Source organism: Vibrio sp. McD22-P3, assembly GCF_021568915.1.
In the GTDB taxonomy this organism is placed as follows: Bacteria; Pseudomonadota; Gammaproteobacteria; order Enterobacterales; family Vibrionaceae; genus Vibrio; species Vibrio mediterranei.
This window is the reverse complement of record NZ_JAKGTN010000002.1, coordinates 395,911-421,832: the sequence shown is the minus strand read 5'-3', so window position 1 is coordinate 421,832 and position 25,922 is coordinate 395,911. Positions and strand designations below refer to the sequence as shown.

General features: G+C 43.0%; 23 protein-coding genes. 9 read left to right on the top strand and 14 right to left on the bottom strand.

Annotated features, from left to right (window positions below; translation table 11 throughout):
- The 4 genes from L2W36_RS03945 (at nt 1) to L2W36_RS03930 (ending at nt 5,539) form a co-directional block, all read left to right on the top strand.
- Nucleotides 1–2,145: a peptidase domain-containing ABC transporter gene (locus tag L2W36_RS03945; RefSeq protein WP_236109384.1), complete on the top strand. Its 2,145-nt coding sequence runs from the start codon at nt 1–3 to the stop codon at nt 2,143–2,145.
- Nucleotides 2,138–2,800, top strand: a complete 663-nt coding sequence (locus L2W36_RS03940; protein ID WP_236109383.1) for an acyltransferase — start codon at nt 2,138–2,140, stop codon at nt 2,798–2,800. Before L2W36_RS03945 ends, L2W36_RS03940 begins: the two co-directional genes overlap by 8 nt.
- Entirely contained in the window at nt 2,797–3,495 is a 699-nt protein-coding gene (locus L2W36_RS03935) for a hypothetical protein (RefSeq protein ID WP_236109382.1), read from the top strand. Before L2W36_RS03940 ends, L2W36_RS03935 begins: the two co-directional genes overlap by 4 nt.
- 535 nt (nt 3,496–4,030) lie before the next feature.
- On the top strand, nt 4,031–5,539 hold the full coding sequence (locus tag L2W36_RS03930; protein ID WP_006070865.1) for a DUF3360 domain-containing protein: 1,509 nt from the start codon (nt 4,031–4,033) through the stop codon (nt 5,537–5,539).
- Nucleotides 5,540–5,749: 210 nt separating this feature from the next.
- On the opposite strand, the gene L2W36_RS03925 is transcribed toward L2W36_RS03930, so the two are convergent.
- Both L2W36_RS03925 and L2W36_RS03920 read right to left on the bottom strand, forming a co-directional pair.
- Nucleotides 5,750–6,277, bottom strand: a complete 528-nt coding sequence (locus tag L2W36_RS03925; RefSeq protein WP_236109381.1) for a hypothetical protein — start codon at nt 6,275–6,277, stop codon at nt 5,750–5,752.
- A complete protein-coding gene (locus L2W36_RS03920) occupies nt 6,274–6,609 on the bottom strand; it encodes a DUF805 domain-containing protein (protein ID WP_236109380.1) in 336 nt (111 codons plus the stop codon). Before L2W36_RS03920 ends, L2W36_RS03925 begins: the two co-directional genes overlap by 4 nt.
- Nucleotides 6,610–6,796: 187 nt before the next feature.
- Between L2W36_RS03920 and L2W36_RS03915 the strand changes: the two genes are divergently transcribed.
- Nucleotides 6,797–7,837 (top strand): helix-turn-helix domain-containing protein, encoded by a 1,041-nt coding sequence (locus tag L2W36_RS03915; RefSeq protein ID WP_236109379.1) that lies wholly within the window; start codon nt 6,797–6,799, stop codon nt 7,835–7,837.
- 728 nt (nt 7,838–8,565) lie between these two features.
- On the opposite strand, the gene L2W36_RS03910 is transcribed toward L2W36_RS03915, so the two are convergent.
- Both L2W36_RS03910 and L2W36_RS03905 read right to left on the bottom strand, forming a co-directional pair.
- Entirely contained in the window at nt 8,566–9,543 is a 978-nt protein-coding gene (locus L2W36_RS03910) for a hypothetical protein (protein WP_124941416.1), read from the bottom strand.
- Nucleotides 9,544–9,711: 168 nt separating this feature from the next.
- Nucleotides 9,712–10,182, bottom strand: a complete 471-nt coding sequence (locus L2W36_RS03905; RefSeq protein ID WP_124941417.1) for a TetR/AcrR family transcriptional regulator — start codon at nt 10,180–10,182, stop codon at nt 9,712–9,714.
- 443 nt (nt 10,183–10,625) lie between these two features.
- Here L2W36_RS03905 and L2W36_RS03900 point away from each other — a divergent pair, with 443 nt between their 5' ends.
- Together L2W36_RS03900 and L2W36_RS03895 are read left to right on the top strand one after the other, a co-directional pair.
- Entirely contained in the window at nt 10,626–11,465 is an 840-nt protein-coding gene (locus tag L2W36_RS03900) for a helix-turn-helix domain-containing protein (protein WP_236109378.1), read from the top strand.
- A gap of 69 nt (nt 11,466–11,534) precedes the next feature.
- A complete protein-coding gene (locus tag L2W36_RS03895) occupies nt 11,535–12,119 on the top strand; it encodes a GNAT family N-acetyltransferase (protein ID WP_236109377.1) in 585 nt (194 codons plus the stop codon).
- 24 nt (nt 12,120–12,143) lie between these two features.
- Here the strand turns inward: L2W36_RS03895 and L2W36_RS03890 are convergent, their stop codons facing one another.
- The 10 genes from L2W36_RS03890 to L2W36_RS03845 all read right to left on the bottom strand — a co-directional run bounded on the left by L2W36_RS03890 (nt 12,144) and on the right by L2W36_RS03845 (nt 22,887).
- Nucleotides 12,144–12,836 carry a DNA alkylation repair protein gene (locus L2W36_RS03890; protein WP_236109376.1) on the bottom strand — a complete coding sequence of 231 codons (693 nt, stop codon included), beginning with the start codon at nt 12,834–12,836 and terminating at the stop codon, nt 12,144–12,146.
- Between the two features lie 100 nt (nt 12,837–12,936).
- Nucleotides 12,937–13,287: a GlpM family protein gene (locus tag L2W36_RS03885; protein WP_006070831.1), complete on the bottom strand. Its 351-nt coding sequence runs from the start codon at nt 13,285–13,287 to the stop codon at nt 12,937–12,939.
- A gap of 3 nt (nt 13,288–13,290) precedes the next feature.
- Complete coding sequence (locus L2W36_RS03880; protein ID WP_006070829.1) at nt 13,291–13,647, bottom strand: hypothetical protein; 357 nt, start codon at nt 13,645–13,647, stop codon at nt 13,291–13,293.
- A gap of 171 nt (nt 13,648–13,818) precedes the next feature.
- Nucleotides 13,819–14,838: a LacI family DNA-binding transcriptional regulator gene (locus L2W36_RS03875; RefSeq protein ID WP_236109375.1), complete on the bottom strand. Its 1,020-nt coding sequence runs from the start codon at nt 14,836–14,838 to the stop codon at nt 13,819–13,821.
- A gap of 7 nt (nt 14,839–14,845) precedes the next feature.
- Entirely contained in the window at nt 14,846–16,696 is a 1,851-nt protein-coding gene (locus L2W36_RS03870; protein WP_236109374.1) for a hypothetical protein, read from the bottom strand.
- A gap of 38 nt (nt 16,697–16,734) precedes the next feature.
- Nucleotides 16,735–17,832, bottom strand: coding sequence for an ABC transporter ATP-binding protein (locus L2W36_RS03865; protein WP_006070825.1), 1,098 nt, complete (start codon nt 17,830–17,832; stop codon nt 16,735–16,737).
- Nucleotides 17,833–17,837: 5 nt separating this feature from the next.
- Nucleotides 17,838–18,800, bottom strand: coding sequence for a carbohydrate ABC transporter permease (locus L2W36_RS03860; protein WP_006070823.1), 963 nt, complete (start codon nt 18,798–18,800; stop codon nt 17,838–17,840).
- A 6-nt stretch (nt 18,801–18,806) separates the two neighbouring features.
- Nucleotides 18,807–19,670, bottom strand: a complete 864-nt coding sequence (locus L2W36_RS03855; RefSeq protein WP_006070822.1) for a carbohydrate ABC transporter permease — start codon at nt 19,668–19,670, stop codon at nt 18,807–18,809.
- A gap of 103 nt (nt 19,671–19,773) precedes the next feature.
- Nucleotides 19,774–21,123, bottom strand: coding sequence for an ABC transporter substrate-binding protein (locus L2W36_RS03850; protein WP_236109373.1), 1,350 nt, complete (start codon nt 21,121–21,123; stop codon nt 19,774–19,776).
- A gap of 66 nt (nt 21,124–21,189) precedes the next feature.
- Nucleotides 21,190–22,887, bottom strand: coding sequence for an alpha-amylase family glycosyl hydrolase (locus L2W36_RS03845; protein ID WP_236109372.1), 1,698 nt, complete (start codon nt 22,885–22,887; stop codon nt 21,190–21,192).
- A 282-nt stretch (nt 22,888–23,169) separates the two neighbouring features.
- Here L2W36_RS03845 and L2W36_RS03840 point away from each other — a divergent pair, with 282 nt between their 5' ends.
- Nucleotides 23,170–24,510: a glycosyltransferase family 4 protein gene (locus L2W36_RS03840; RefSeq protein WP_236109371.1), complete on the top strand. Its 1,341-nt coding sequence runs from the start codon at nt 23,170–23,172 to the stop codon at nt 24,508–24,510.
- A gap of 9 nt (nt 24,511–24,519) precedes the next feature.
- The gene (cpsG, locus tag L2W36_RS03835; protein WP_236109370.1) at nt 24,520–25,881 is read left to right on the top strand and encodes a phosphomannomutase CpsG; all 1,362 of its coding nucleotides are present in this window, start codon (nt 24,520–24,522) and stop codon (nt 25,879–25,881) included.
- Nucleotides 25,882–25,922 lie beyond the last annotated feature (41 nt).

Sequence of the window (25,922 nt, the reverse complement as noted above, 5' to 3'; positions counted from 1 at the left end):
ATGCATGCAGAAAGGTTGATAGACTGGGGGTGGGGAAAGAGGCTCCCTCTGATACGCCAAACAGAAAAGGCGGAATGCGGTATTGCATGCCTTGCGATGATTGCTGATTGGCATGGTTACAAAACTGATCTGCGATCGCTAAAGGCAAAATGTGGCATTACCCAGCATGGGATGTCATTTGCACGGCTCATTGAGTGCGGTGCACTTCTTAAGCTTTCTGGTCGCGCGGTACGTTTAGATCTTGATGAATTGGAGCAATTAGCTACACCTTGCATTTTGCATTGGAATCTCAATCATTTCATTGTGCTAAAAAAAGTAAGTGGAAAGAAAATTGAAATTCACGATCCAGCCAACGGTGCATTGACACTGAGCCATGATGAGGTCAATAAGCATTTCACAGGAATAGCTCTTGAACTCACACCAACCCACGACTTTGAAGAAAAAGTTGAAAGTAAAGCGGTTCGGCTATCAACTCTAATTGGTAAAACCATTGGTCTTAAAGGAGCCCTAGGTCGAATTTTTTTGTTCGCATTGGTATTAGAGGTATTAGCGCTTACTTTGCCTATCTTCAATCAGATTGTGATTGATGAAGTGTTAGTTGGGTATGACAAAAACCTACTTGTACTCGTCATCGGAGCCATACTCATGGTAACAGCAACGCAAACCCTAATCGGTCTTGCTCAACAATGGGCGACAATCAAGTTATCAGTGAATTTTAACATGCAATGGGCTGCAAATGTGTTCCACCACTTGTTCCGATTACCGATAGATTGGTTTGAAAAAAGGGACATAGGAAGCATAAGTGCGAAATTCTCCGCGGTGGGTGTCATTCAACAAACGTTAACTACTAGCGCTATTCAGGCTCTACTCGATTTAGTGTTAGTGGTAGGCACTCTTTCAGTTATGTTGGTTTACAGCCCTCAACTATCATTCATTGCCATAGCTGCAGCGTTAGGCTACGTAGTTCTGAGGTTTGCCTGGTTTGGTGCTTTTAAACGTGCAGAAGAAAACACTTGGGAGGCCAGTACTCAAGAAGAAAGTTATTTTATTGAGACAGTTCGCGGTGTATTGAGCTTAAGAGTCAATGGGACATTACCTTGGCGCGAGTCATCTTGGCAAAACCTCAATATTAAACGAAGAAATGCGCAGCTACATGAGCAGAAACTCGGGATGATCTACAACACAATGAATGTGACGATTGTCAGCCTTGTTTCAGCTACGGTTCTCTGGTTTGGCGCAAATTTGGTGCTGGATGGGCTGTTTACAATCGGTATGTTGATGGCCTTTCTTTCGTATCAAGGCCGATTCTCTGCCAGTATTAGTTCATTAATCGATAAGTATTTTGAATTTAAGATGTTATCTGTATACAACGAGCGTTTAGCGGATATTGTCTTGACTGAGAAAGAAACGGATAGTGTTCCTGGTGCCTTAGGGTTGCCAATTGAAGCCAATAATCTAAGTAATAATGCTATTGAGTTTGACAATGTTTTCTTCTCCTACGGAAAAGATCAGCCTCCTATTCTTAACGGTGCAAGCTTTACTGTAAAAAGTAATGAGATTGTTGCGTTAGTCGGACCGTCTGGCTGTGGTAAATCAACTATTTCTAAACTGTTGTTAGGTATTTATTCCGTTACGTCAGGTAGCATTAATTATTTTGGCAATAAGTCGACAGCCTCCAAAACCCTTAGGGAGCAAGTCGGTGCGGTATTGCAAGAAGACCAACTATTTAGTGGTTCAATTATCGAGAATATAACCTTCTTCGCTGGCGATTTAGATGAGGAGTGGCTCGTTATGTGTGCTCGTAGGGCAGGTGTTCATGATGATATTGAACGCCTAAACATGGGATACCACACGCTAGTTGGCGAGATGGGCTCAAGCCTTTCTGGAGGCCAAAAACAAAGAATTCTCATTGCGAGAGCTCTGTACAAAAAACCTAAGTTTCTAGTGTTAGACGAAGCGACTAGTAGTTTAGACATCTATTCGGAGTCGTTTGTCTGCCAGATGTTTAAAGATATCAAGACGCCTATTTTGATGATTGCACACCGTCCAGAGACTATAGCATCAGCTGACAGAGTATTGCTAATGGGTGGTGGTCTAGTTCAAGAAATCCCGAATAATTTTAAGCAGGAAGCCCAAGATGTATAACCACGAGAGAATACTCAGCCCAGATAATCATGCTGAACTATCTGACGTTGAGTTAATGGAACAATATGGTAAATACTTTGGTTCGGATAATTGGGTCACATTTTCTGGTTGTCCGTCGATTATATTGACCAAAGCGGGGTCGAAACGATCCGAATATTTCCCAAGCAACAGCAAAGCTATCGTAATTGATTCAGGGTGTTACCTCGAATCATCCCACTTTCCAGCCTTTCCTTCTGGCATCACGAAACTGACAAGTGTTGCTGTCAACGACAGGCCTTTTGGCAAAATAGTCATTGGTAAAGGGTGCGTGCTTCAGGGCACTTCAATCTGTGCTTACGACAAAATCTCAATAGGAAATAACGTCATTTTTGGCCCTAATACAGTGATTATGGATTGTAGTGGCCATACACTTACAAACCGAGGTCATCCGGATGAGCTTGATAACCTAAAAGCTGAGCCTGTCACAATTGGCAACGATGTTTGGATCGGTTACGGATGTATTGTTCTTCCTGGGGTCAATATCGGTGATAACGCGATAATTGGCGCTGGTAGCGTAGTTACAAAGGATATTCCTGCCAATTGCATGGCTGCCGGTAATCCATGCACCGTGAAAAAAACGGAATTAGGTCAATCCAAAATGGAGTTCAGGAAATGAGATTACTTTGCCTTTCGCTAGTATCACTCGCTGTATTGTCAGGTTGTAAAAGTATCCCGATTATTTTTATGCCCGATCACAATGTGTCAGTATCCGGAAGCACACTTATATTTGACGGCCCAATATCTGGCGATAGCGTTTTGGAAGCATTAAGAGTTGTTCGAAATTCTGGAGCAAATATTGAAAAAATACGAATCACTAGCCCTGGTGGTGATGTGCCTTCGGGTATCGAACTTGGGTATTTTATCAAAGAAAATAATCTGGATGTTGAAGTTGATAAACTTTGTTTTTCTGCATGTGCAAATTATGTTATTCCAGCTGCAAAAACTGTCTTGATTAAAGAAGGTTCTCTTATTGGTTGGCACGGAGGGCCAAGACAGTCAGATGAACTTTGGCAAGCATCGGTTTCCTCTACCGATAAAGAAGAGTTAATGACGTTTATATCCCGACTACGCGAAAAAGAAGAGGCCTTTTTTGAGTACGTTGATGTTGATCCTGATATCACTGTGTACGGTCAAACTAGTTCGAAAAAATGTCAATTAACTGAGGAAACACACGGGTGGTACTACTCAAAAAGCGACTTAGCTAAAATGGGGGTCTCTAATGTTGTTATTGAGGGTGAGTTGGCTTCTTCGATTGAATATCAGGGCGATACAATTAAAGCTTGTTTGATGCCAGAACTCAAATACATATGAAATGTAAAAACGCTGTATTTAACTATTGTTAACGTCTGCTTAAAGTTGACCTATTTAGCGACGTGCTCTGCACCATCAATATCGGACACCAATTAACGGCTATTCATACTTGTGTTTACTCACGGACTGCAAATACTCGACTTTTCTTGACTCATTTTGCCCATTTAGTGTTAGTTAGGTGGGCTTTGTTATTCGTTTCCAGCTAGATGTTTAGTAACAAGATTCCGGCATGGTATTACGGTGCTTACCCAATGTAATCAACCAGTTCGTAATTTCCTGATTCAGTTCCATAGAACTCCACAACAAAGCTAACATTGGCAGCCGCACTCTACGACTAATGTCTAACTGTCTGAGACTATTTGTTTTTTTTCGATTGGTATAAGGTACTAACAACTGATTTTCAGGCGTCACAAAAAGAGTCCTCGAGTCTTTGCCGCAGAAAATATATAGACAACTACTCGCGTAGTCTTCGTACAGTGAATAAATAACGTTGGTTGGAAAAACACACCTTAGAGTGTGAGCGAAAGGAATCAAAATGAGCAGTACTATAGAGTCCGTGCATATACGAACAGATAAGCCTCAGGTCAACGAGGATGAACTAACTTATGAACAACAGCATAAACCAAGATCGAAATTTGATAGCCGAGAACAATATTTAGAGCATGAATTACAAATCATGGCACCCAAACGCTGGCGTGCCAATCTGCCGTTTAAAGATTATCGATTTGAGCTCGAAGATACTATCCCAGCTATGGCCGCTACTATTGGTAAAGTAGTTATGGTAGGAGCCATTGCAGCCACCTTTGCTGGAGCACTTGGGCTAAATGAAGGCTTTGTTTTGGAAAATGTTCGTTATGAACTACTCATTGCATCTGTTTTCATTATTCTTTTCTCAGGGTTCTTATTACCGACTGCTAATCTCGCAGGCACACACGGCCCGCTAATCCCTTTAATTCCTATTGTCGTCGCTGCAGGCGGGCACCCTATGGCTTTTGGGTTGCTGATTGGCGCTTTTGGCTTAATCTTAGCCATCAGTAAAGGCGGCAGCATGCTAGCAAGTCTCACTAGTAAAGGCGTTTGTGGTGGTCTATTACTCTACCTTGGCTTTGTTGGAACCGTTTCTCAAGTTAAAAAACTGTTCGCTTGGGCTGAGGGAATAGGCATGAGTCATATTGCGTTTGTCGTGATCTTTTGCACTATTATTTTGTATGCTTTGTTGGAACATTTTCGCAAGCGTTGGCTAGCCGTTCCTCTTAGTTGCTTGTTAGGTGGTTCGTTAGCTTTTGCCATGGGTGCCCCGTTTTCTTTTCAAACCGAGCCTGGGTTACCCAATATGAACCCTATGTATTGGTGGGGAGAAGATACTGGCTGGATGCTCGGCTTACCAACGATTGAACATTTCATGGTGGTACTGCCCTTTGCTATTTTAGCAGTGGCCATGTGGTCGCCAGATTTTTTAGGACATCAAGTGTTTCAAAAAATCAGCTATCCCGAACGTACAGAAAAAGTACACATGAACATTGACGATACCATGACCACGGCTTCAATTCGTCAAACATTCGGCTCTCTGCTCGGTGGTACTAATTTTACTTCTTCATGGGGCACTTATATCGTGCCAGCCGCTATAGCTAAACGCCCTATTCCTGCCGGCGCCTTGCTGACAGCACTGTTCTGTATCATAGCGGCTGTTTGGGGCTACCCTATGGACTTAGCTATATGGCAACCTGTACTTTGTGTTGCGTTAGTTGTTGGAGTATTTGTTCCATTGCTAGAAGCAGGAATGGAAATGACGCGCGAAGGGAAAACCACACAATCAGCGGCTATCGTTGTCTTTTCTTCCGCACTAGTTAACCCAGCATTTGGCTGGTCTCTAACCATGTTGTTAGATAACTTAGGCTTAGTCGGTTGTAAAGAACGTAGCGGTGAGCTGAGTAAAATGAGCAGATGGGTATTGCCTGGAGTTATGTTTATAGTGCTAAGTAGTGTGATGGCGTTGGTTGGTCTTCTACCAGGGATACCAGCGATTATCCCAAGTTTTCGTTAACCTTTAAATAAGCTCACGATACGAGATAATAGTTTGTAGGTACTTTTTCTCTCGTGATAGAAACGGTTTAGTCCAGTGGTTCTAAACCGTCTCTTACCGTTTAGATGCTACTTACCATCAAGTATCTAAGTCCACATACGGTCATTCCTGCGAAGGCAGGAATCTTTTGACGGCGCGTCCCTTGAATCATATGACCTGACTTTATTTCCTTCATTGGTTAGCGAAAGGCTCCCCTATTAAGTCACTCGATATCAATGAATGACAAACAACGTTTCGCTCATCTCTTAGAAACCAAGAAATCCATTTTCGCTTCGAATTTAAAACGAAGCCCTCCTCAAAGCTAACTCCATTGATAATCAACCCGTCAATTTTTTCATCATACGTATCAGTGGTGAAATGCCATTCTTCGCTATTTATTCGCTTTCCTTGAAGAAGAGCGTCATTGAGGCGTTGGCTCATAACAACGATGGCTAGACCTTCTGTTTCACTGATACCAAAATCTGGTTCAGAGATGCGACCTAAAGCAACTGGTAACTTTAAAGTACACGCTTGTCCATCTTGAAGGGTAAATGAGTAAATTGCATCACCTACGCGACCGTTAAGCCAAAGGAATTGTCCTTGAATCATGTTGTCGACAGACAGAGTTCCAAAACTACCTTTGGAGGGTATAGTTTCAGCCCAGCTATATGTAGAAAATAAAACCGATAAAAACATATGAAGAGTGACTACTTTTTTCATGCCAAAGCCTCCCCATCGAAGTGAGTATTAGTCGATTGAGCTAACAAATATATCAACCAAAAAGGTCCTACTATCGGTATGAAAAAGACCAGTAACCAATAACTAGATTTATTGATATCGTGCAGTCTACGAACAATTACTGAAAGCATAGGGAGGAAACTTATAACGCTATAAATCGTGTCGAACCATGTTGTCATATTCATAGCAATATCCGCAGCAATGCATCCTATCGCCACCAATGTGTGTACTAAAAGAAACATCCAGCATTCTTTGCGGGACGAACAACCAGAAAAGTCTAAACTTCGCTTCCAAGCTAAAAAATAGTATTTCACAAATGCCACCTCAATATTTGACTGATGGTGATATTTTGCACCGGAACAAGTGGTGTAAACGTCTCAAAACAGGTTTTAGGTCGTTCTATAACCTGTTTTGGTCTATGTTGCATTTTCAATTATATTTCATCGAGTTATCCTTGGTATTCCAGAATGTGAGAACACATTTATCAAACTAGGACTTGTTATGCTTGCGATACCCGTTCCGTTCGTTGTTTCCATGTTACTTGGACTACTGGCGATATCACTTTATGCCCAACTTTCCCAGCAAGGTAAAGTTGCTAGCATGTTTTTAGGGTTGTGTGCTGTGACGACCTCAATGGTTGGTTTACGCTGGACATTTGGACTTGGCATTTTCAGCATCGCGCAACCTATTCTAGCCTCCATAATTCCTGTTGCTGCGTGGTATGCGTTTGCACATGCCAATCGTGGTTTAAGCACCCTACCTGCTAAGCATTTTGTTGCGCCATTGTTTATCGTTATAAGCGCTGTAACTCAACCTTGGTTAGCACTTCCACTAGATGTACTACTTACTTTAATTTACGTTTGCTATGGAATGGCACTAATCCGCTTTTCGTCACAAGAAGCCGCACTAATTAATGTCTCGTTAGGGAACTGGGAAGGAGTAAAGAAAGCGGAAAATATTGCGGGTTGGATGCTGATATTTTCAGCGTGTGTAGACACGTTCATGTCGTTAGATTTCACTTTTAATCAAGGTGGATTTTCACTGTATATCCTTACTGCCGCACATTTGATTCTTCTACCCGTCTTATCGATAGCTGTAGTTGTAGCGGGTATTAATACACCTGTTTCAGAGGAGTCAAAATCTAAGCAAATCAACCCCAGTAACGAGACAACCAATTCCCAGGTAATGACCAACGAAAGGGCTCGCGAGATCACTTCTCTTTTGGACTCCAAAATCCGAGAAGACAGACTTTACTTAGACCCTGAGTTAACCCTTTCAAAGCTGACACGAAAGTTAGGTATACCAGCAAAACAAATTTCAATTGCAGTTAATCAAGTCCACGAAAAAAACATTTCTAAGATCATAAATGGGTATCGCATAGAGCATGCCAAACTCTCCTTGGATACGTCACAAGATACTATTACACAAATATTCATGAATTCTGGTTTTCAGACCAAGTCTAACTTTAATCGCGAGTTTTCAAGGGTCATGGGAATGACCCCAAGTGAATACCGGAAAAGTAGAGCTCAGCATTCTACGTAAGATTCACTATTAACACTTCTTAACTCACAAGTGCCCCATTCTTTGTTTCGGAAATAGTTCATATTGTAGCTAGAGCACCATTTCCCCTAACTAAAGCTCATGCGAAAAGAATAGGAATACTCACTATATCTATGCCAATCGCGTTTTCAGTTGAGTTCTCTAAATTCTTAAAATGTTGGGATAAAACTAGCTAAAACGAACGGTTATTTACAATTTCGAATGGAATGCTCTCTATCAGAAACACCTTGTAAATCGCGTTGAAAAGGCCAAATACTTACAGCCTGGTTAACCTATAAATCGACAGAGTAGCGATTGAGGGCTTTTGGGTTGCGTTTTTAGTAGCTAACTCGCTCGTTTGACATAATGAACATAATCTCCACTTGCTGGCATACTTCTAGACATTATCAATATGCTAAAGCGAGCTTTAAGTTAAAACGTTTTTCAATTGGTGCTAGGTGTATATTTTTCTCGTTATGGCCAGTATTGACTGAGGGGTTATAAATCCCTTGAGTTAGATAGTGAGAAAAATTGAGTCTGCGGACTGTTCCTGCTAGATTTACTTTGATACATCGTTACTGGGGATTTTGATGATCTGGATATCTGTAAAGATACTGCAGATAGGAATTGTCTACGGATACAGGAAGTATCATAAATCAAAAAGAGCCTCATCATGAGGCTCTTTTTGTTTGTAATCAATTGTATTATATATGGTTATTCAAATTTAGTTATTAGCGTGATGCGTAAGCTGCTTTAGCTTTCTCACGCGTCCAACCATTCTTAGTTCGACGCTCTTGGCGAATGTCACTACGAGACCCATCGGCATTGTTTCGTGCAGCGTCACGGATACCTTTACTATAACGTAGAGATTGGAACTTGTTGTACATAGTCTTCTGTTCAGGAGTTCCTTTACCGAAACCATTAACTAACTGGTCAAGCAGTGAAACATAGTCAGTATGGTTAACATTGATGTTGTTAATTGCTGCCATAGCGAGTACTTTTTGGACAGGTTGAAGAGCATCAATGTTAGTGAACAAATCTTTTACAGCTTTATCGAACTCTTCTGGAGTAGTCTCGGTACAATCCTTACAGGTAGCCCAACGCTCCATATACTGCATCATTGTCTGGATAGAAGAGCGAGTCTCATCATTCTGAGCCAATGCATAAAGTTTGTTCCAACCAGCTTGGTCGCGAGGGTCTAAGATCTTAAGAGGACTCTTCCAACTCATATCCAAGTCATGCTCATCCTTGATTGGATTAACCTTGATAGGCTCATCCACTGGCTCACCAGGCATAACTTCAATTGGGTCTACACCGAAACCAGGGTCAATGGGAGTAATCACCACATCAATAGGTTCGATTATTATATCTTCAGGTGGAAGAGGATTAACTACAATTGGTTCCTCTATTGGGTCAGTACCAGTATCACCATTGTTGTTAGCAATATAAGCGACAGCCAATACCTTGAACTTCTGCTCATCAGTTAGCTTTGGTTCACGAGGAGGAACTACTGGTTCAGGAACGATAATAGGTTCAATGTCTTTAGTGTAGACATATGTAGAACCGCCTTCTTCCATCAAACAGATGCCTCCTGAAGCGTATGTAGCAACAGGACATAGCTCAGTACCTTTTTCTTTTGTTAATTCAGTAGCACTTGTACCGAAAGAAGTCGCTACCATGAATACTGAAGTTAGAATTACTTGTTTCATACACACACCCATAAGCGTACTAGTACGCATTAAATTTTAAAAAAAACGAAGAAGGACATGCCTGCTCCGTATTGATGAGACCAATTCTAATTGGTACCAGTACGCATTACAAGCGGTTTTTTATAAAAATAATCAGTGAACATGTGCTTTTATTCTTAACGTTTTGTTTTATATCTGCATTTTTAGGTAAATTATTTCACCAAAGACTATTTTTATTGCCATCTTTGCATCATCTTCACCGATATTTTGTGCCAGTATTTGCTGTAGTCGAAGTACTGAACCTCTAGAGTGAGGGCTTGTCCCATCTTTCAAGATATTGTCGAATAGCATCTCCACGACTTCTTTGAATAAATGCTGCTCTTCATCTTTGTAAGCTTTTAGCCATGAATCGATGAACCCTTGCTTTGTAGAAAAATCTAAAAGAGGGATAACTAATGGAAACACTTTTCCTTGGAGAGCCGTAGCGAACATAATGCTGCTTGGGTAGTAGGCTTGGATACTACTCTTTCGTACACTAAACTCTTTTGCTAATCGATCATAAGTGACTGATCCCCAACCTTCATTAATAAAGATTGAGAAAATCTTATCATCCATGCTTTGTTTCTTTTTTGCTTTTTCTTCAGCGGATATCTTGGCCATATAGAATACTTGTTTGTTACTGTTATCGTATGATGATAACAGATACAAACCATTAATACGTGCTAGTACTTAAAAATTAACAGTTCTCTGATATAGCAAATAGGATTTGGAATTAGAAGAAGTATCTGATTGGGAGTAAAGACGCTGAAAGTCAATAGCCCCCCCGTATAGCACGCAGCACAGGGTTCTCAGATCAGTGTTACGTAACCAGTTATGGTGATATCAAGTATGCGCGTTCAGACAACACTTCATTCTACTCGACCTTGACGCTTTTCATTATCTGAAGTCAACCAAGATTTACGAGATTAGAAAGTTCAATGGCAGACTTTTGTTCAAAAACAAGCTTGAACCAACCAATTTAAGTATTAGCGAGCTTTATCACTAATGAGAGTGCCACTAGCGGCAGTACAACACATACCCATACCAGCTACAATACGGTATCAATGATCACTTGGAAGCAGTCCCTTGAAGGGTACGAATGGTTAATTCATCAAGTTTGGTATCTAGAGGTTAAACCTAACGAGGTAATTAGTTCGCCTCCACAATTGATCCCGAACCCGAGGGCTCACCTGCTATTTACGCCACCGGAGCAGCGTTACCATTATGACAATGGCGAACAGGTAATGAGTGGGCAAGGTAGTCATTTACTCTCGGCCTCCGAACACTTGTTGCTAATGGATGATGTTGCTCCTTTAAGGCGCATTGGCATCACCTTTCAACCTGACGCACTTTATTTACTCAATCCACAATCCTCTGAGATACTAAATCAATGTGGATGGTACGATTGGTTAACCTTACGATTTGACAAGTCATTTCAGGCGTCGTTACTCGACTGTATATCTCAACAAGAAGTCGTCGGTTGTATAGAAAAGCAGCTTGAATATTTAGGAATAAGCTATCAACAAGACAAAGCCCATTCATTAGTTTCTAAGGCTCTCTCCGTTGTCGCTAACCAACTAAGTAGTGATGAAGCCAGCGAGCTAAATGTCGAACAACTGGCGCAAGATTGCAATAGCACTCGGCGCACGCTTGAGCGGCACTTTCGCCAGGTTATGGGGCTCAGTATTAGGAAATACCAATCAATGCTAAAGCTGGAACAGATGGTGCTCGCATTATACCAAGAACCAGGGCCTGTGGATTGGGCTGCATTCTCTCAACGATTTGGTTTTAGCGACCAATCGCACCTCATAAAACAACTCAAACAGCAGATCAAACGAACACCTAATCGCTACCTGAGTCAACGCGACCTTACTATAGACATCTATGGTGACTTTGAGACGTAATTTGTCGCAAAAGTACAATTCATCTTCGGAAGAGTTCATTAACATGGCCCGCAAATAACGAGGTAAACAATGTCATATTCAAAATTAAAACACGGCGAGTCAGTACCATTTAATGAAACGCTATCTATACAATTGATCCAACAAAAGGATCTCGTCGATATCTTCAAGATGTTTGATGATGAAGAAGTAAATCAATACCTATTTTTTGCCCCAGCAGACCAAGCCTTATACCAGGGATTTTTTGCTCCCATTGTTGAAGATACTGAAAAAGCACTCGAAGAGCAGCGCTGGCCCGATAACCCAACTTTTGTCATTCGAGACCATCAAGGACAATACATGGGGATGACTGCCATCACCCAAGTTATGTTCTTAGAGGGTAACCACGAGGTAGGTTATCAGCTTCCAAGGCTCGCTTGGGGACAGGGTATTGCTACCCGTGCATGCCAACTAATGACGGAATTGGCATTCAATGAACTAGGCAGTCATAAAGTCTGTGCCGACTGTTATGGTTCAAATGTTGACTCATATAAAACGCTAGAAAAGTGTGGCTATGTCAGAGAGGGCGAGCATGCTGATTACTACAAAACCACGCAAGGTTTTGACTCTAAGTTGTTTTATGGCATGACGAAACAACAGTACTTAAAACGTACCTAAACGTTTCTGTAGCATATGGAGTGGTTAAAGTGTTCGAATAATCTGCTTACTCTTTAACCACTTCAGCCCTTCTCGCTTCGCTATCCCTTCAATTCGTTCTGTTTCTATAAATCGCACGACAGATTCTGCATCGGTTTTTGAATATTCTCGTAATGCCCAACCTATTGCCTTTTGGATGAAGAACTCTTTATCTGATTGGTTTTCTCGGATCAATTCAAAAAGCAAAGCTCTATCGGTGTTTTGCTTGAATTTTAACTGATAGAGGAGCGTTGAACGTCGCAACCAGATATTTTCCGACTGCCGCCAATTCCCTATGACTTGCGCAGTTTCTTCGGGAAAGCGAACAAAATAACTCGCCAAAATATGTGTTGCTAGCATATCGACAGTGTCCCACCATGACTTCGTGGTTAACCAGTGCTCTAAGTCCTTTAACATCGCTAACGGTAATTGAGCTTTGAGTTTGATAAGCAAGTCAACTGCGACCATTTGAAACTCTCGCTCGGGCTGCAACCATAGCTCATCAATCACACCTGAAAGCTCATCCAAAGAAGGAAGTTGGCTCTTGGTAAATAACGTCTTTAAAGCTGCTCTTCGTGGCGTAGACTGAATACCGTAGAAGGTATACTGGTCACGCATGTAGGCTTTCATAAAGCTGGCGTTTTCAGCGTTTGCCAATGGTTCTAATACTGCTTTTACTGTTTGATTCCATGGGTGCATATCTTCAACACTCCTCCTACGAATTATTCAACCGTCTACCAATCTGAGGAAAAAAGCTGTCTAAAGCGTACACTACCCCTATGACTAAAGACCACCTGAATTAAGTCGCAATCACCATGGTTCTGTTCCACACTCCCAATAAAATGGTTGCGAAAAGAACCCATACCATAACAGCGGAAACTAAGGTCCCACTTAGAGTTAAGAAGTAGCTGAAATAGTACACAGCCAATAGATAGGCGGCATACGGGAGTAATGAATAGATTCCAAACAGTGCCGTCATACGAAGCGCTTCCATATTGCGCTCAGTACCCACGATGTAATGAGCGATAAGCGCAAAGCTAGGAAATAGTGGCACTAACCCAGCGATATAGAAACTTTTACTTTTCGAAAGAATCGCAATAAGCAAAACCGCTAGAGATCCAATCAAGCACTTAATAAACAAGGCGATCATTGGTTAAGCCAAATTGAAGAATAGCTCGTCGTCGGTCATGTATTTATGCTTACTGCCTAAGTTGCGAACATGCATAAACATAAATTCCGGGAAAGCTGGAGCTAGCAGGTCGTTTGGCTCCCACACTACTCCACCAACAAACACATATCGCCCTTGCTTCTCTTCATGGTGGTGAGGGTTATTCAACTCGGTAGAGAGTTCGGCTCGTGCGCCATCTATCACGCACACCACTTGCCCACGAGCAACACCAATCACTCGATTCACCAAGTTGGCTTTCATTCCACACTTCCATGCTTGACGAGTAGCCCACTCAAAGCCGAGTTTGCGAACACCTTTGTGCACGTTGACGATTAAGTTCATTGCTTGCGATCCATGATTGTCGGTCATAACAAGCATCAGGTTAGAGCGGATGGTAAAGACTAGCGAGGAATAGGTAGAGGTGAATTCTCAGCCGATGGTAAAACATGCAAACAATCGTAGCATTAATGAGGCAGCCTACCATTGTTTAAGCTGTAGGCTGCCCAGTTTGGATTAGGTTAATGACTTGTTTGTGATTTTGTCAGATTGACGAGACACAATTTCCGCTTCGAACCAATTTTGAATCACAAAACCCTTGTTCTCCAAACGATTAAGCATCAGTTTGGCCATTTCTTCGCCCACACTATGCGTATCGTAATGCAAGGTCGTGATGGAAGGTTTGCTGTAACGACTGTGCTCATAGTCACCATAGCCGGCAATCGCAATATCGACACCAGGCTGATAACCAAGCTCCTCACAAGCAGCTATAGTACCTAACGCCATGGTGTCATCAGCACACAAGATCGCCGTTGGGCGATGAGCTAATGACAATACCTCTTTTGCCATCTTGATCGCGTCTTCTTCGTTCAGTTCACCGTTGAGCAATAAACGGTCATCTGCACATAGACCGGCCTCTTCCATAGCCTTAACATACCCTCGCTTACGAGCTTGAGAGAGCGTCAATTCAATAGGCGCGTCTAGGAAAGCAATACGCGTATGTCCATGCTCTAACTGACGTTTTGTCATTTGATAAAAGGCATGCTCATTGTCAACGTCGACAAAGCAATCTTCCTCAAAGCCGATATCGTAACCATGACAGATATAAGGAAACTGCTTCTGTTTTAGCATGGCAATACGTTCATCATTGCTGCGTGTACGAACAATAAAAAGCCCATCGATCAGGCCACTTTCAATAAAATCTGAGTAGACCTTATTCTCATCTTGGCAATCAGCAATCGTTGTTACGATCAGTTGGTAATCATGACGAGCAAGAAATGCTGAAGCTCCTGCCAATACTTTTGAGAAGGCGGGTGAAACGAACATCCGCGAGTTAGCCGGTAGAATGATACCAACGTTTCTTGATTTACCAGATGCGAGACGCTTCGCTGTTGGGTTAGGTTTATAGCCTATCTCCTTTGCCGCAGCCAACACCTTTTGTCGAGTCTCTGGGTTTACATCGTTGTATCCATTTAACGCCCGCGAAACGGTAGATTTAGAGAGCCCTAAATGTTCTGCTAGTTTTTTTATCGACATAATATCCTTAGCACTCACTGACCAATAGCTGACAACGACCGATAGAGGTAACCGCTTGTGGCGTCAGCGCTCCGTCCTTCAATTGTGAATAGTATTCTTGCCAACCTTTTTGATTGGAGATGACCTCATTCTCTAAATCATTTTTACAATAATTCAAGCAGTTAACCAAGCGGTGTGCACCATCATCTAAGTAATCTTTGTTTCGATAGCAACCTTCTAACATAAACCTCAACAGTGCAAGTGCGATTGGTGTTTTCGAGACAAACGTACCGGTAAAGGGATACAGTTTTTCCTTTAGCGCTTCAATTCCTAATGGATGCTGTTTAGCGTAGCCACTAAACAGCAGCACTCGTTCAATATCACCGAGCACCTTTCCAGCCTCCGATACTTCCATGACTCGCCCCGCAAACGCTTCTTTATCGTGACGCATAATCAACCCAGGTTGATGACTGTACGCAAGGTAATGATCATCGATTGGGTTAGCTAAGGCTGACAATATAAATGCCTGATCTTCAGCTCGATGGATAAACGTTGGCGTATAAGGTTGGAACTCATACAGCGCGTCAATCAAGATTCCATTAGTTCCACCTGTGACGTGCACACGCTGGATGTCATATCTCTGGCTGATGACTTCTTCTTGAGTGGATAGAGCCTGCCCCCAACGAGCACAGAACAGCTGCTCAAACATAGCATAATCACTGCCCGTCGGCAGCGTCACATCAGGGGTAAACAGACCCACGTGAGCATCGCTTTCATTGACCAGTCCACCAGCAATCATGCCCAATTTGACTTTGTGACCATTGTTATCAACAGCGCTAGCACCCCAATTAGAATCCAAAAAGTGTTCAAACGCAGATTTGCCCGTTTCGTTGATGAGCATGGTTTGGTCGAACACTTGGTCAAGGTCAATTTTGAATGTAGCTTTGAGCTCTGGGTTCACTGCTTTTTGCCACAAAGGCGCAACAGCTTTAAGGAAGCTATAGTGTCTTCCATATGCCCCGTTTACTCCAAATACGCCTTTAAGATCATCACTCGCCTCTGGAAATGCATGACGCAGCACCTCAAGACATTCACTTTCACCAAAAACGGCTACATTGAGGTGCTTGAGGTTAAGGTGCGTGTTGATCTCAAACTCGACATACTGCTTCGCAATGTCGGCCAGCGCAGGGTGTGTCACCGAGCATGACAGCACGATAGTTGCCTTAGCGCCTGGTGCAAGGTTGCCTCGATCTACTTCCACTTCCAACGCTTTATCAAGGTGCTTTAAACCATAAAGGATCTCATTCTCTTCGGCAGAGATACCAACAGGAATTGGATGATCGTACCAATACTGTTGCTGCTGATTTTGAGCCTGCTGTAAGGTTTGATGGAAGCACTCCCCCAAAGTTAAGTGGCTAACATCATCCCCTCGGAGTGGCACACCCAATAACACATTGCTCGTGAACAAGACCTGTTCAGCGACATCTGTAATCGCCTGTGACGACTTGGTCATATTATGCAGAGTTCGATTGCGGTGAATATCCTCTCTTACCTTTTCGGGTGTCGATTTAGCCACTATGGCTTCGGGACTGAATAGTTGCCACAGAGGATTATCGCCTTCGGGTAACTCGTCACAGTAATGTGAAAGCTCGGCTTCAGCATCCGGTACAAACGCATCTAGGAACTCCAAGACAGGATGGTGTTTATTTATGGTAAGAAGCTCACAGGCGACCTGATATTCAACATGGTCAGACTGCTGGCTAATAAACCACGCGTGACAAAGCTGACTTGAAAGATCAGAGCCTTTTAATAGGGAAAACTGATTGTTTACGTTGAGATATTCACAAGTTTTCGGCAATAGAGACATATTGGCATCCATAAAAATCCCCTTCACAAACCTATGAAGGGGATTAGCAATTAAAGGCGTTGCTCTGTTTTCACATCAAACAGAAGGACACGAGATAAGTCGACGAGCAAGTCCATTTTTTGGCCGCGTGTTACTTCTGAACGAAGGTCCAAGCGTGCTTTCACGTTCTCTTCTCCCAACTTAAACAACACTTCTTTATCAAACCCCATAGGTTCAACTAGGTCGATGTTGATGTTATCGAAGTTAAAGGTTGTTTCACTCTCTCCAAAGAACTCCTTGTCATTAAAAAAGTCTGGACGAATGCCCACTTTTACGGCAAGTCCTTCCGCCGGTACAGACTCATCAAAATGAACTCCGGTCAGCAGGTTTCTAGGCAGTTGATATCCCCCTAGTTCCAGGTACTCGTTGTAGAGCGTACCGTCCATGATGTTCATTGACGGAGAGCCAATAAAGGTCGCAACGAAAATATTGACTGGATTGAGGAAGATCTCCATCGGAGAGCCAACTTGCTCAATAATACCATCGCGCAATACCACCACTTTATCCGCTAGCGTCATTGCCTCGACTTGGTCGTGGGTAACATAAACACTGGTGCGGCCAAATCGGTTATGGATTTGCGCAATCTCGGTGCGCATGTGGTTACGCAGTTTGGCGTCCAGATTTGACAAAGGTTCATCAAACAAGAAACAGTCAGCATCACGTACAATTGCACGACCCATAGCAACACGTTGGCGCTGGCCACCAGAAAGATCAGCAGGCTTTCTCTTGAGATAATCTTCCAGCTTGAGCATTTTGGCAACATCTTCCAACCGACGCTGGATCTCCGACTCTTCCATCTTTAAGCGGCGTAGAGCAAACACGATGTTCTCTTCAACGGTTTTGTGCGGATACAGTGCGTAGTTTTGGAACACCATTGCAATATTACGATGTTGTGGTTCGACATCATTAACCACTCGGTCGCCAATGGATATCTCACCAGATGTCGCCTGTTCAAGGCCTGCAATCATACGTAACGTAGTCGATTTACCACATCCCGATGGGCCAACTAACACCACAAATTCGCCATCTTCAATATCAAGACTGATGTTTTTTACAACCTTGGTGTCACCGTAGTTTTTAACAATATTTTTTAATGAAATAGAAGCCATAATAATTAACCTTTCACACCACCATCAGTTTTGCCACCATCCATATGACGCATAGCAAACAAGAAACACACTACGACTGGAGCCAGAGTTAACATGGACGCTGCCATGATTCGATCCCAAATCGCATTTTTCGATACAAATAGCTCTTGTAGCGCGAGTGGCAATGTGTAGAACTCTTTGAATTGTTTTAAGAATACAGACGCAAATAGGTATTCATTCCAGCCGATAATAAAGCAGTACATAAATACGGTTGCGAGCATAGGTACCGATAGCGGCAATACCACCTTCCATATTGCTTCTTTGCGCGAGTAACCATCCATCATCGCCGCCTCTTCTAACGCAAAAGGAATCGTGCGGAAGTAGTTACCCAGCATATACAGCGCTACTGGCAATGTTTGCACAATATAGATGGCGAAGAGACAGAACAGACTACCCCACATACTGGTCGCTAACCCGACGTTTACCGCCATTTGATACAGCGGTACCATCAACAGTACGCCGCCCACCATATAAACGAAGAGCACCGAGCGCTGAACAATTACCTGCCCAGTAAATCGCAGGCGCGAAATGGAATAAGCCCCCATGACTGCGAATATGAGTGACACCGTAGCCGCTCCCGCAGATATGGCGAAACTATTCAGCATAAACCGGCCAAAGGGAAACACATCAGAGTTACTGGCGTATTTCGCCATAATGGCGTCTTTCTTATCTTGAGGCAGCTTAGGGTTCTCAAGAATCTTTTGTATTGCTGCCGGTATCTCTACCTGTTTTTGCTCAGTTAAACCTAATAATTCCTTATAGGCGTCGAGATTAACGACCTGCGGAATCAATGACGGGTTGCCCCAGTCAAACTGATGTTTTAGTGAAGTCGACAGAATTTGCGCAAATGGAAGTAAGCAGAAGCTCACCAGTAAGAAAATTGCTAACGCAAATCCAATACGTCCTTTAATTGTTGGTTTTCCTAACATAATGAATTACCACTTAAGAATTTTCTTAACATAGAACCAAATCAGCACACACAAGACGCTGAACTGAATCACGGAGGTTGCAGCAGCAAGCCCTTGATCAATGACCCCGGTGAAGGCTTGGTAGTACGTAAATACTGGAAGAGTTTGAACATTGGGCGCTAAAAGGAACACGTCTTCAAAGCGGTTCAGGTTCCAAATCAAACGTAGAATCACTACCGTTGCCAATACGAAATAAATCTCTGGCAGCGTCACATGGAAGAAACGTCCAATTGGTCCATAACCGTCAATCGCCGCCGCTTCGTATTGGTCTTTAGGAATCGACGTCAACTTGGATAGGATCAATAGATATGCAATTGGGAAATGCTTCCAAACATCAAAGATAATAACGACCCAAACAGCCGAACCCGGCTCACCAATGAGGTTGGTTCGTTGATTCCAGATATGCAGTACATCAACCATTAACCAGTTAAAGACACCGTTGACAGGGTCAAAAAGAAATTGCCAACCAAACACAACGGAAATAACCGGTGCAAAATATGGCATAAGGATAGCAGCACTCACTAGGCCACGACCTCGGAACGGATTACGCATCAATAATGCGACTGCGAGTCCTAACAACGTAGTGCCAGCAACAGTACCAAATAGGTAGATACCGGTTGTTGCAATTGATGAGTAATAGTCTGGATTTGCCAGTAAGCGAGCGTAGTTGGCAATCCCGACAAAAGTTTTGTCACCGTTCAGCTTTACATCAAAGAAGCTTAGATAAACATTAAAAACGATTGGATAGAGTATCAAAAGCCCAATAATGCCAATGGTCGGAGCGACAAGCTTCCACCCGAACCGCGCTTCTGCTCTCTCTAATGGTGTCATGGTAATTCCTTGTTAATCTGAGGCAGCGCACCATGCTGCCCCGTAAAGGTTCTTAGTGAAGGTGCGCCGCTGGTTAGCCAGCGACGTCTTTTGCTATGCAGAGTTAGTTTTTGATAAGCTGCTGCATCTCGTTTTCAGCCCAATCCAACGATTTTTGCGTGTCTTGTCCTTCAATCACAGAGCTATAGATCATGCGTGGAATGATTTGTTTCGAGAAGATTTCACCAGATTCAGGGAACGCCTTACCGTCCACAATGGAGAAGTTCTTGATGTTCTCAAAACCGGCAATGATCTCCTTAATGGACTCTTTACCATAGTTAGCAAAAATGCCTTTTGGATCATTAAGGAATTCATCAGTTTCAGCGATGTCTCGAAGCATAGGAAGGTGGCCACCAGGTGCCATATGAGAGTATGCAACAACCTGATCTTTCTCGTTCATGTATTCAATGAACGCTTTAGTCGCTTCCACTTCATCCTTGTTGTCGTTCTTCATGATAGAGAAACCAACCAAGGTACCAAATGTAGAAGCTGAAGTATGAGTGATTGCTGGAGCTAAACGCGTGTTCTTCGCTAGATTAGGATCAAACGTCGCGCCTTTAAGATCTTTGAAGTTCTCGTTACTCAATGAACTTGCCGCAGCTTCGGCGAGTGCAATGTCATCCATGATATACGTGGAGTAGAAGAACATCGCTAGCTTGCCTTGCAAATAGTAGTCACGTGCGCGCCATGTTTGTGGACCCGGAGGTGTGTACTTTGAAAGATCTTTATAAAAGTCTAAAACTTCTTTTTGCGCTTCAGAGTTGAATATTAGGTTGCCGTCTTTATCAAACTGACCTGCATCGTTTGATAGGGCAAACTGCGTATAAACTTGCTCAGCATAGCTATCCGCTTTAGTGCCAATTAAGATGCCGTATTGGTTTTCCTGAGGCTTATTAAAGTACTTCGCCGCTTTTTGAATGTTTTCCCATGTTGTCGGTGGCTCTAAACCCGCTTCCTCAAACCAGTCAGCACGATACCAAATACCTTGAACCCAACCACGATATGGTAGAGCAACAAATTTATTGTTGTCTGGGTCTTCTACCAACTTCAATGAACCTTTATAAAAACGGTCTTTACCTACTGCTTCTATGGTTGCGGTCGTGGCGTCTAAATCAACAATGCCTTGCTCAGCAAACGCTAATGACAGGTTAGAGCCTACTTCAATCATAGCTGGGAGCGTATTCGATGCGGCAGCTGCAGCAATCTGCTTTGGCATGTCATTTTCATCTACTGCCACTACTTTTACATCGATACCTGGGTTCAATGCTTCGAACACATCAGCCATCACTTCTATCGTCTGAAGGCGGTCTGATTGGGTTTGTGTTGTCCAATACTCAACTGTAGTCGCTTGTGCAAGGCTGGATAAGCCTAAACTAGCTACGGCAAGTCCAAGGGTCAGAGTTTTTAGTTTCATCGTTATATCCTTTACGATTTAGGATTCATGTAATTTATGAGTCGCCAGCTAGGCTGGCTCTATTTTCTACTTAGCTAACCACATCACTTGATATGGTTGTACAGTAACAACACCACTTAAGTCGTTACCAGAAATCAAATCGTGAGAGACTCCTTTAAGCACTGCATTGGTATCTAGCTCAACCGCTTGATTTGAAATATTAATAGCCACCAATATTTGCTCATCACGCACAAAAGTGACCAATTGCTCACTGGTTGCCACTACACGCTGACTTGCGCTAGGAGCAAATGCTCTCTGTTGCTTACGAATACCCAGAATATGTTTAAAGCGAGATAGCACTTGGGCACGACGAGATTCTGGATTAGCCAACTCAGTTTCCACTTCAGTACGTTCGAGCTTTTCACGGTTAATCGCGCGGTTATACCCTAGGCGTTCCAATCCTTCTATATCGTTTCCCGACCCCAATAGACTGTGTACATATATTCCAGGAACCCCCGCCATCGAAATGAGAATGGACTGGGCCGCCATAAAGCGATCTAGGTTAGTTTGGTCATCCGAATTCGCATCACGGATGGCATCGAAATAGTTGATATTCAGCTCATAAGGGCTTTGTGTACCGTCACCGTTATCTTTGTATGAAACGCGGCCACCATTGGTCTGCACTACCGATAGTAAATGGTCGACTTGCTCTTTGTTTAAGATACCTTCTACAGGACGCACACCAATGCCATCATGAGAGGCTAAAAAGTTGAAGAATGTGGTCTGTTCCGAACACGGCTCTAAGCTCGACATCCATTCAACAATCTTTTCACTGTTGCCAGTTTGCAATGTATGCAGTGTTAATGGCGGTAGCGGGAACTGGTACACCAAATGAGCTTCATTCTCACCATTGCCGAAATAACTAATATTGTCGTTATGCGGTACATTGGTTTCAGTGATCAATTTAACGTGAGGAGCCACGGCACTCATTAATGCTCGCAGCGCCTGAACAATGGCATGAGTTTGGGGCTGATGAATACAAGGGGTATCCAACTCTTTCCACATAAATCCAATCGCATCAAGGCGAATAAAAGAGGCTCCTTGCTGAGCATAAAACAGCAGTAGCTCGGCAATTTTCTGAAACACTTCAGGACAACGGAAATTAAGGTCAATTTGATCTTCGCTGAACGTAGTCCAGATATGTTTTGTACCGTTTGCGGTTTCAAAAGTCGTCAGTAATGGTAATGCTCTAGGGCGTGTAACTGAACTGTAGTCTCGGTTTGGATTAGCTTCGGTGAAAAACTCTCGATACTGCGTTTCCCCTTTTAAATACCCTTGAAACCAATCACTGGATTTTGAAATATGGTTGATCACCCCATCAAACATTAGGTCATAGTTGTTCGACAATGATTGAACATCTTGCCAATCACCCAATTCTGGGTTGATTTTCCAATAATCAACGACAGAAAATCCGTCGTCTGAGGTATAGGGATAACACGGGAGAATATGCACCGCAGAGAGCACATCCGCAGCATTATCGTTTAAGAACTCTCTTAGGGTATGAAGAGGTGCTTCTCCTTGTTTTTTGATTGAATCACCATACGTAATCAGCATGATGTCGTTTTGATCTACCCATTGCTTTTTGCCCACATACTCAGGCTGATTCGCAATAACATTGAGAAGGTTGGGGATGAGTTCATTAAGTTGAGCTGGCGAATACACACCTGCCAAGATTTGTTGCAGGTCTTTTTTAACTTGAGAGTTAGCCGTCTGTTCCTGAGCCATGTTGATATCCATTATTACAAATCAAACAACCAAAACCGGTTTTGATACTTTTCCAAAAAATAGTGGCTTTTAATTTAACCACTTGATAATTGCGACTTGCACCTAGTCTAAACAGGCTTTATTGATTATTAATTGAGCCAAGTCTCATTTTTTCAGATAACCAAAACCGGTTTTGGATTATCGTGAATTCGATCACTAATTTGTAAAACTATCATTATATCCGTTTATATAATCCTCTAAATTACGTCCAACCACATTCAGAAATTATAGGGAAAGTGAAACATGAATATCCTCCTTACACACTTTCGTGTAGGCGAAACTGATGGCGTATCTCTTGAGATGGACAAATGGAAATGGGCTCTGGAGAGCTTGGGCCATAAGGTTTTCTATCTAGCCGGGAGTTCAGGCAGTACAGACGCTGATCTCGTGCCAGAGTTACATTATTTAGAGCCATTCAACGACAAAATCATTCACAACGCTTATGTGAGCCGCGATGATTACGCATCAGAATCGGTTTTGTTAGACGCCATTGAACATCGAGCCAATGACATTGCCGCAGGTATCATCAAGGTTATCGACCAACGAGATATTGACATTATTGTCCCAAATAACATGCTGTCACTTGGCTATCACCTACCAGCCGCACTCGGTATTATGAAAGCGGTCGAAGCCACGCAGACTCGTGTTATTTGCCATCATCATGATTTTCATTGGGAACGTGTTAAATACTCAAACCCAACGTCTCCAGGCATTCAGCAACTGCTCAACACCCTCTTTCCTCCTAAACACCCACTGGTTGAGCACTGTGTGATCAACCGTATCGCGCAAACAGAACTTCAAAAACGCCGCGACATCGAATCTACGGTGGTGCCTAATGTGTTCGATTTTCAGGGCAGTGATTGGAAAGTTGATGAATACAATCAAGATCTGCGAGCACGATTCGGTGTCGGCGCAAATGATATCCTGTTTCTGCAAGCAACACGTATTGTTGCAAGAAAAGGCATCGAACTGGCAATCGACTTGATTGATGCAATGAGCAGACAGCGTGAAGAGCTCGTTGGAAAAACGCTCTATAACGGAGAAATATTTAGTGCAGACAGTCGCTTAATCCTTATGTTTGCAGGAATGTGTGAAGAAGACAGTTATCTTGACTTATTGAAGAATAAAGCCAAGGCCTGCAACGTGGAATTACTGTTTATCAATGATTGGGTAGGTCATTCTCGCGGTGAGAAAGAAGGGCAAAAAGTCTATTCTTTGTGGGACGTCTACTCACACGCAGACATCATCACCTACCCTAGTTTGCTAGAAGGTTGGGGAAATCAATTTCTAGAAGGACTTGTCGCTAAAGTCCCTATGGTAGTGTATCGCTATCCTGTATTTGACTTAGATATCGCCGATTACCAATTTAACATTATCGACCTTGGCAATGACCATCAAGTGGATGAATCTGGACTCGCTGTCATCGCTCCAGAAACGTTAAACGGCGCCGTCAATTCAACACTTGAGTATCTGTTTGATGCTGAATTGAGATCATCCGGTATGCAACAAAACTATGACATTGGCGAAAAGCACTTGTCTTATGGCGCATTAAAAGCGATGCTTTCGGACATTTTTCAAGGATAAGGTCTAGTCATGAAAGCACTTAGCTGTTTTAAAGCTTATGACATTCGCGGCAAGTTGGGAGACGAACTCAACGAGGATATTGCCTACCGCATTGGCAGAGCATATGCGCAATTTCTAAAACCTAAAACCGTAGTTGTGGGTGGCGATGTTCGTGAGACATCAGAAAGTCTTAAACTTGCCTTGGCGCGTGGCATTATGGATGCAGGTTCCGATGTTGTTGATATCGGTATGACAGGTACAGAAGAGATTTACTTTGCGACCCAGTCATTGGACGTAGATGGCGGAATCGAAGTCACCGCAAGCCACAATCCTATTAACTACAATGGGATGAAACTGGTTCGAGATAACGGTAAGCCAATCAGTGGTGATACTGGTTTGAACGACATTAAACAGCTCGCTGAACAAAATGACTTTGAGTCAATTGCTCAAGTTGGACAATACAAAAAATTGTCTAACCTTGATGAATACACCGAGCATTTGCTTAGCTACATTACGCCGAACAACATCAAGCCACTTAAGCTGGTAGTAAATTCAGGCAATGGTGCTGCAGGTCATGTTATTGACGATCTGGAAGCAAAATTCGCCAATTTGGGCATTGCCATCGAATTTATCAAAGTTCATCACCAACCTGACTCTAGTTTCCCAAATGGTATTCCTAATCCACTACTACCGGAAAACCGTGCCGCCACTTCTGAAGCAGTTGTAAAACACGGTGCTGATATGGGTATTGCATGGGATGGTGACTTTGACCGTTGCTTCTTGTTTGACGAGCAAGGTGAGTTCATTGAGGGCTACTACATTGTGGGTCTATTAGCAGAAGCGTTCTTGCAGAAGAATCCAAATGCTCGAATCATCCACGATCCTCGTTTAACTTGGAATACCATCGACATCGTCACAGAGAATCGCGGTACTCCGATAATGTCTAAAACGGGACATGCTTTCATCAAAGAGCGTATGCGTTTGGAAGATGCAGTGTATGGCGGCGAAATGAGTGCGCACCATTACTTCAAAGACTTTGCCTACTGTGACAGTGGAATGATTCCTTGGCTGCTTGTCAGTGAGCTTCTTTGTGTGAAGCAGCAGCCGCTCTCTAAGTTGGTTGCCGATCGTATTGTCGCGTTCCCATCTTCGGGCGAAATCAACGCCAAACTGCAAGATCCAAAAGCTGCCATCAAGCGCGTTCAACAAACTTTTGAACACGATGCCCTTGTTGTCGATTATACCGATGGTCTCAGCATGGAGTTTAATGACTGGCGATTCAACTTACGTACCTCTAATACTGAACCAGTGGTGCGACTGAACGTAGAGTCACGACACAATACCGAATTAGTGTCCTCAAAAACTCAGCAGATTCTCGATCTGCTTAGCTAGCCTTCAGAGAGGGAGTGACCACTCCCTCTCTCTTTTCTCTT

Coding starts and splice junctions, on each gene's coding strand:
- L2W36_RS03945 (WP_236109384.1), top strand. CDS start 1: ATGCATGCAGAAAGGTTGATAGACTGGGGGTGGGGAAAGAGGCTCCCT.
- L2W36_RS03940 (WP_236109383.1), top strand. CDS start 2,138: ATGTATAACCACGAGAGAATACTCAGCCCAGATAATCATGCTGAACTA.
- L2W36_RS03935 (WP_236109382.1), top strand. CDS start 2,797: ATGAGATTACTTTGCCTTTCGCTAGTATCACTCGCTGTATTGTCAGGT.
- L2W36_RS03930 (WP_006070865.1), top strand. CDS start 4,031: ATGAGCAGTACTATAGAGTCCGTGCATATACGAACAGATAAGCCTCAG.
- L2W36_RS03925 (WP_236109381.1), bottom strand. CDS start 6,277: ATGAAAAAAGTAGTCACTCTTCATATGTTTTTATCGGTTTTATTTTCT.
- L2W36_RS03915 (WP_236109379.1), top strand. CDS start 6,797: ATGCTTGCGATACCCGTTCCGTTCGTTGTTTCCATGTTACTTGGACTA.
- L2W36_RS03910 (WP_124941416.1), bottom strand. CDS start 9,543: ATGAAACAAGTAATTCTAACTTCAGTATTCATGGTAGCGACTTCTTTC.
- L2W36_RS03905 (WP_124941417.1), bottom strand. CDS start 10,182: ATGGCCAAGATATCCGCTGAAGAAAAAGCAAAAAAGAAACAAAGCATG.
- L2W36_RS03900 (WP_236109378.1), top strand. CDS start 10,626: ATGATCACTTGGAAGCAGTCCCTTGAAGGGTACGAATGGTTAATTCAT.
- L2W36_RS03895 (WP_236109377.1), top strand. CDS start 11,535: ATGTCATATTCAAAATTAAAACACGGCGAGTCAGTACCATTTAATGAA.
- L2W36_RS03890 (WP_236109376.1), bottom strand. CDS start 12,836: ATGCACCCATGGAATCAAACAGTAAAAGCAGTATTAGAACCATTGGCA.
- L2W36_RS03885 (WP_006070831.1), bottom strand. CDS start 13,287: ATGATCGCCTTGTTTATTAAGTGCTTGATTGGATCTCTAGCGGTTTTG.
- L2W36_RS03880 (WP_006070829.1), bottom strand. CDS start 13,647: ATGAACTTAATCGTCAACGTGCACAAAGGTGTTCGCAAACTCGGCTTT.
- L2W36_RS03875 (WP_236109375.1), bottom strand. CDS start 14,838: ATGTCGATAAAAAAACTAGCAGAACATTTAGGGCTCTCTAAATCTACC.
- L2W36_RS03870 (WP_236109374.1), bottom strand. CDS start 16,696: ATGGATGCCAATATGTCTCTATTGCCGAAAACTTGTGAATATCTCAAC.
- L2W36_RS03865 (WP_006070825.1), bottom strand. CDS start 17,832: ATGGCTTCTATTTCATTAAAAAATATTGTTAAAAACTACGGTGACACC.
- L2W36_RS03860 (WP_006070823.1), bottom strand. CDS start 18,800: ATGTTAGGAAAACCAACAATTAAAGGACGTATTGGATTTGCGTTAGCA.
- L2W36_RS03855 (WP_006070822.1), bottom strand. CDS start 19,670: ATGACACCATTAGAGAGAGCAGAAGCGCGGTTCGGGTGGAAGCTTGTC.
- L2W36_RS03850 (WP_236109373.1), bottom strand. CDS start 21,123: ATGAAACTAAAAACTCTGACCCTTGGACTTGCCGTAGCTAGTTTAGGC.
- L2W36_RS03845 (WP_236109372.1), bottom strand. CDS start 22,887: ATGGCTCAGGAACAGACGGCTAACTCTCAAGTTAAAAAAGACCTGCAA.
- L2W36_RS03840 (WP_236109371.1), top strand. CDS start 23,170: ATGAATATCCTCCTTACACACTTTCGTGTAGGCGAAACTGATGGCGTA.
- cpsG (WP_236109370.1), top strand. CDS start 24,520: ATGAAAGCACTTAGCTGTTTTAAAGCTTATGACATTCGCGGCAAGTTG.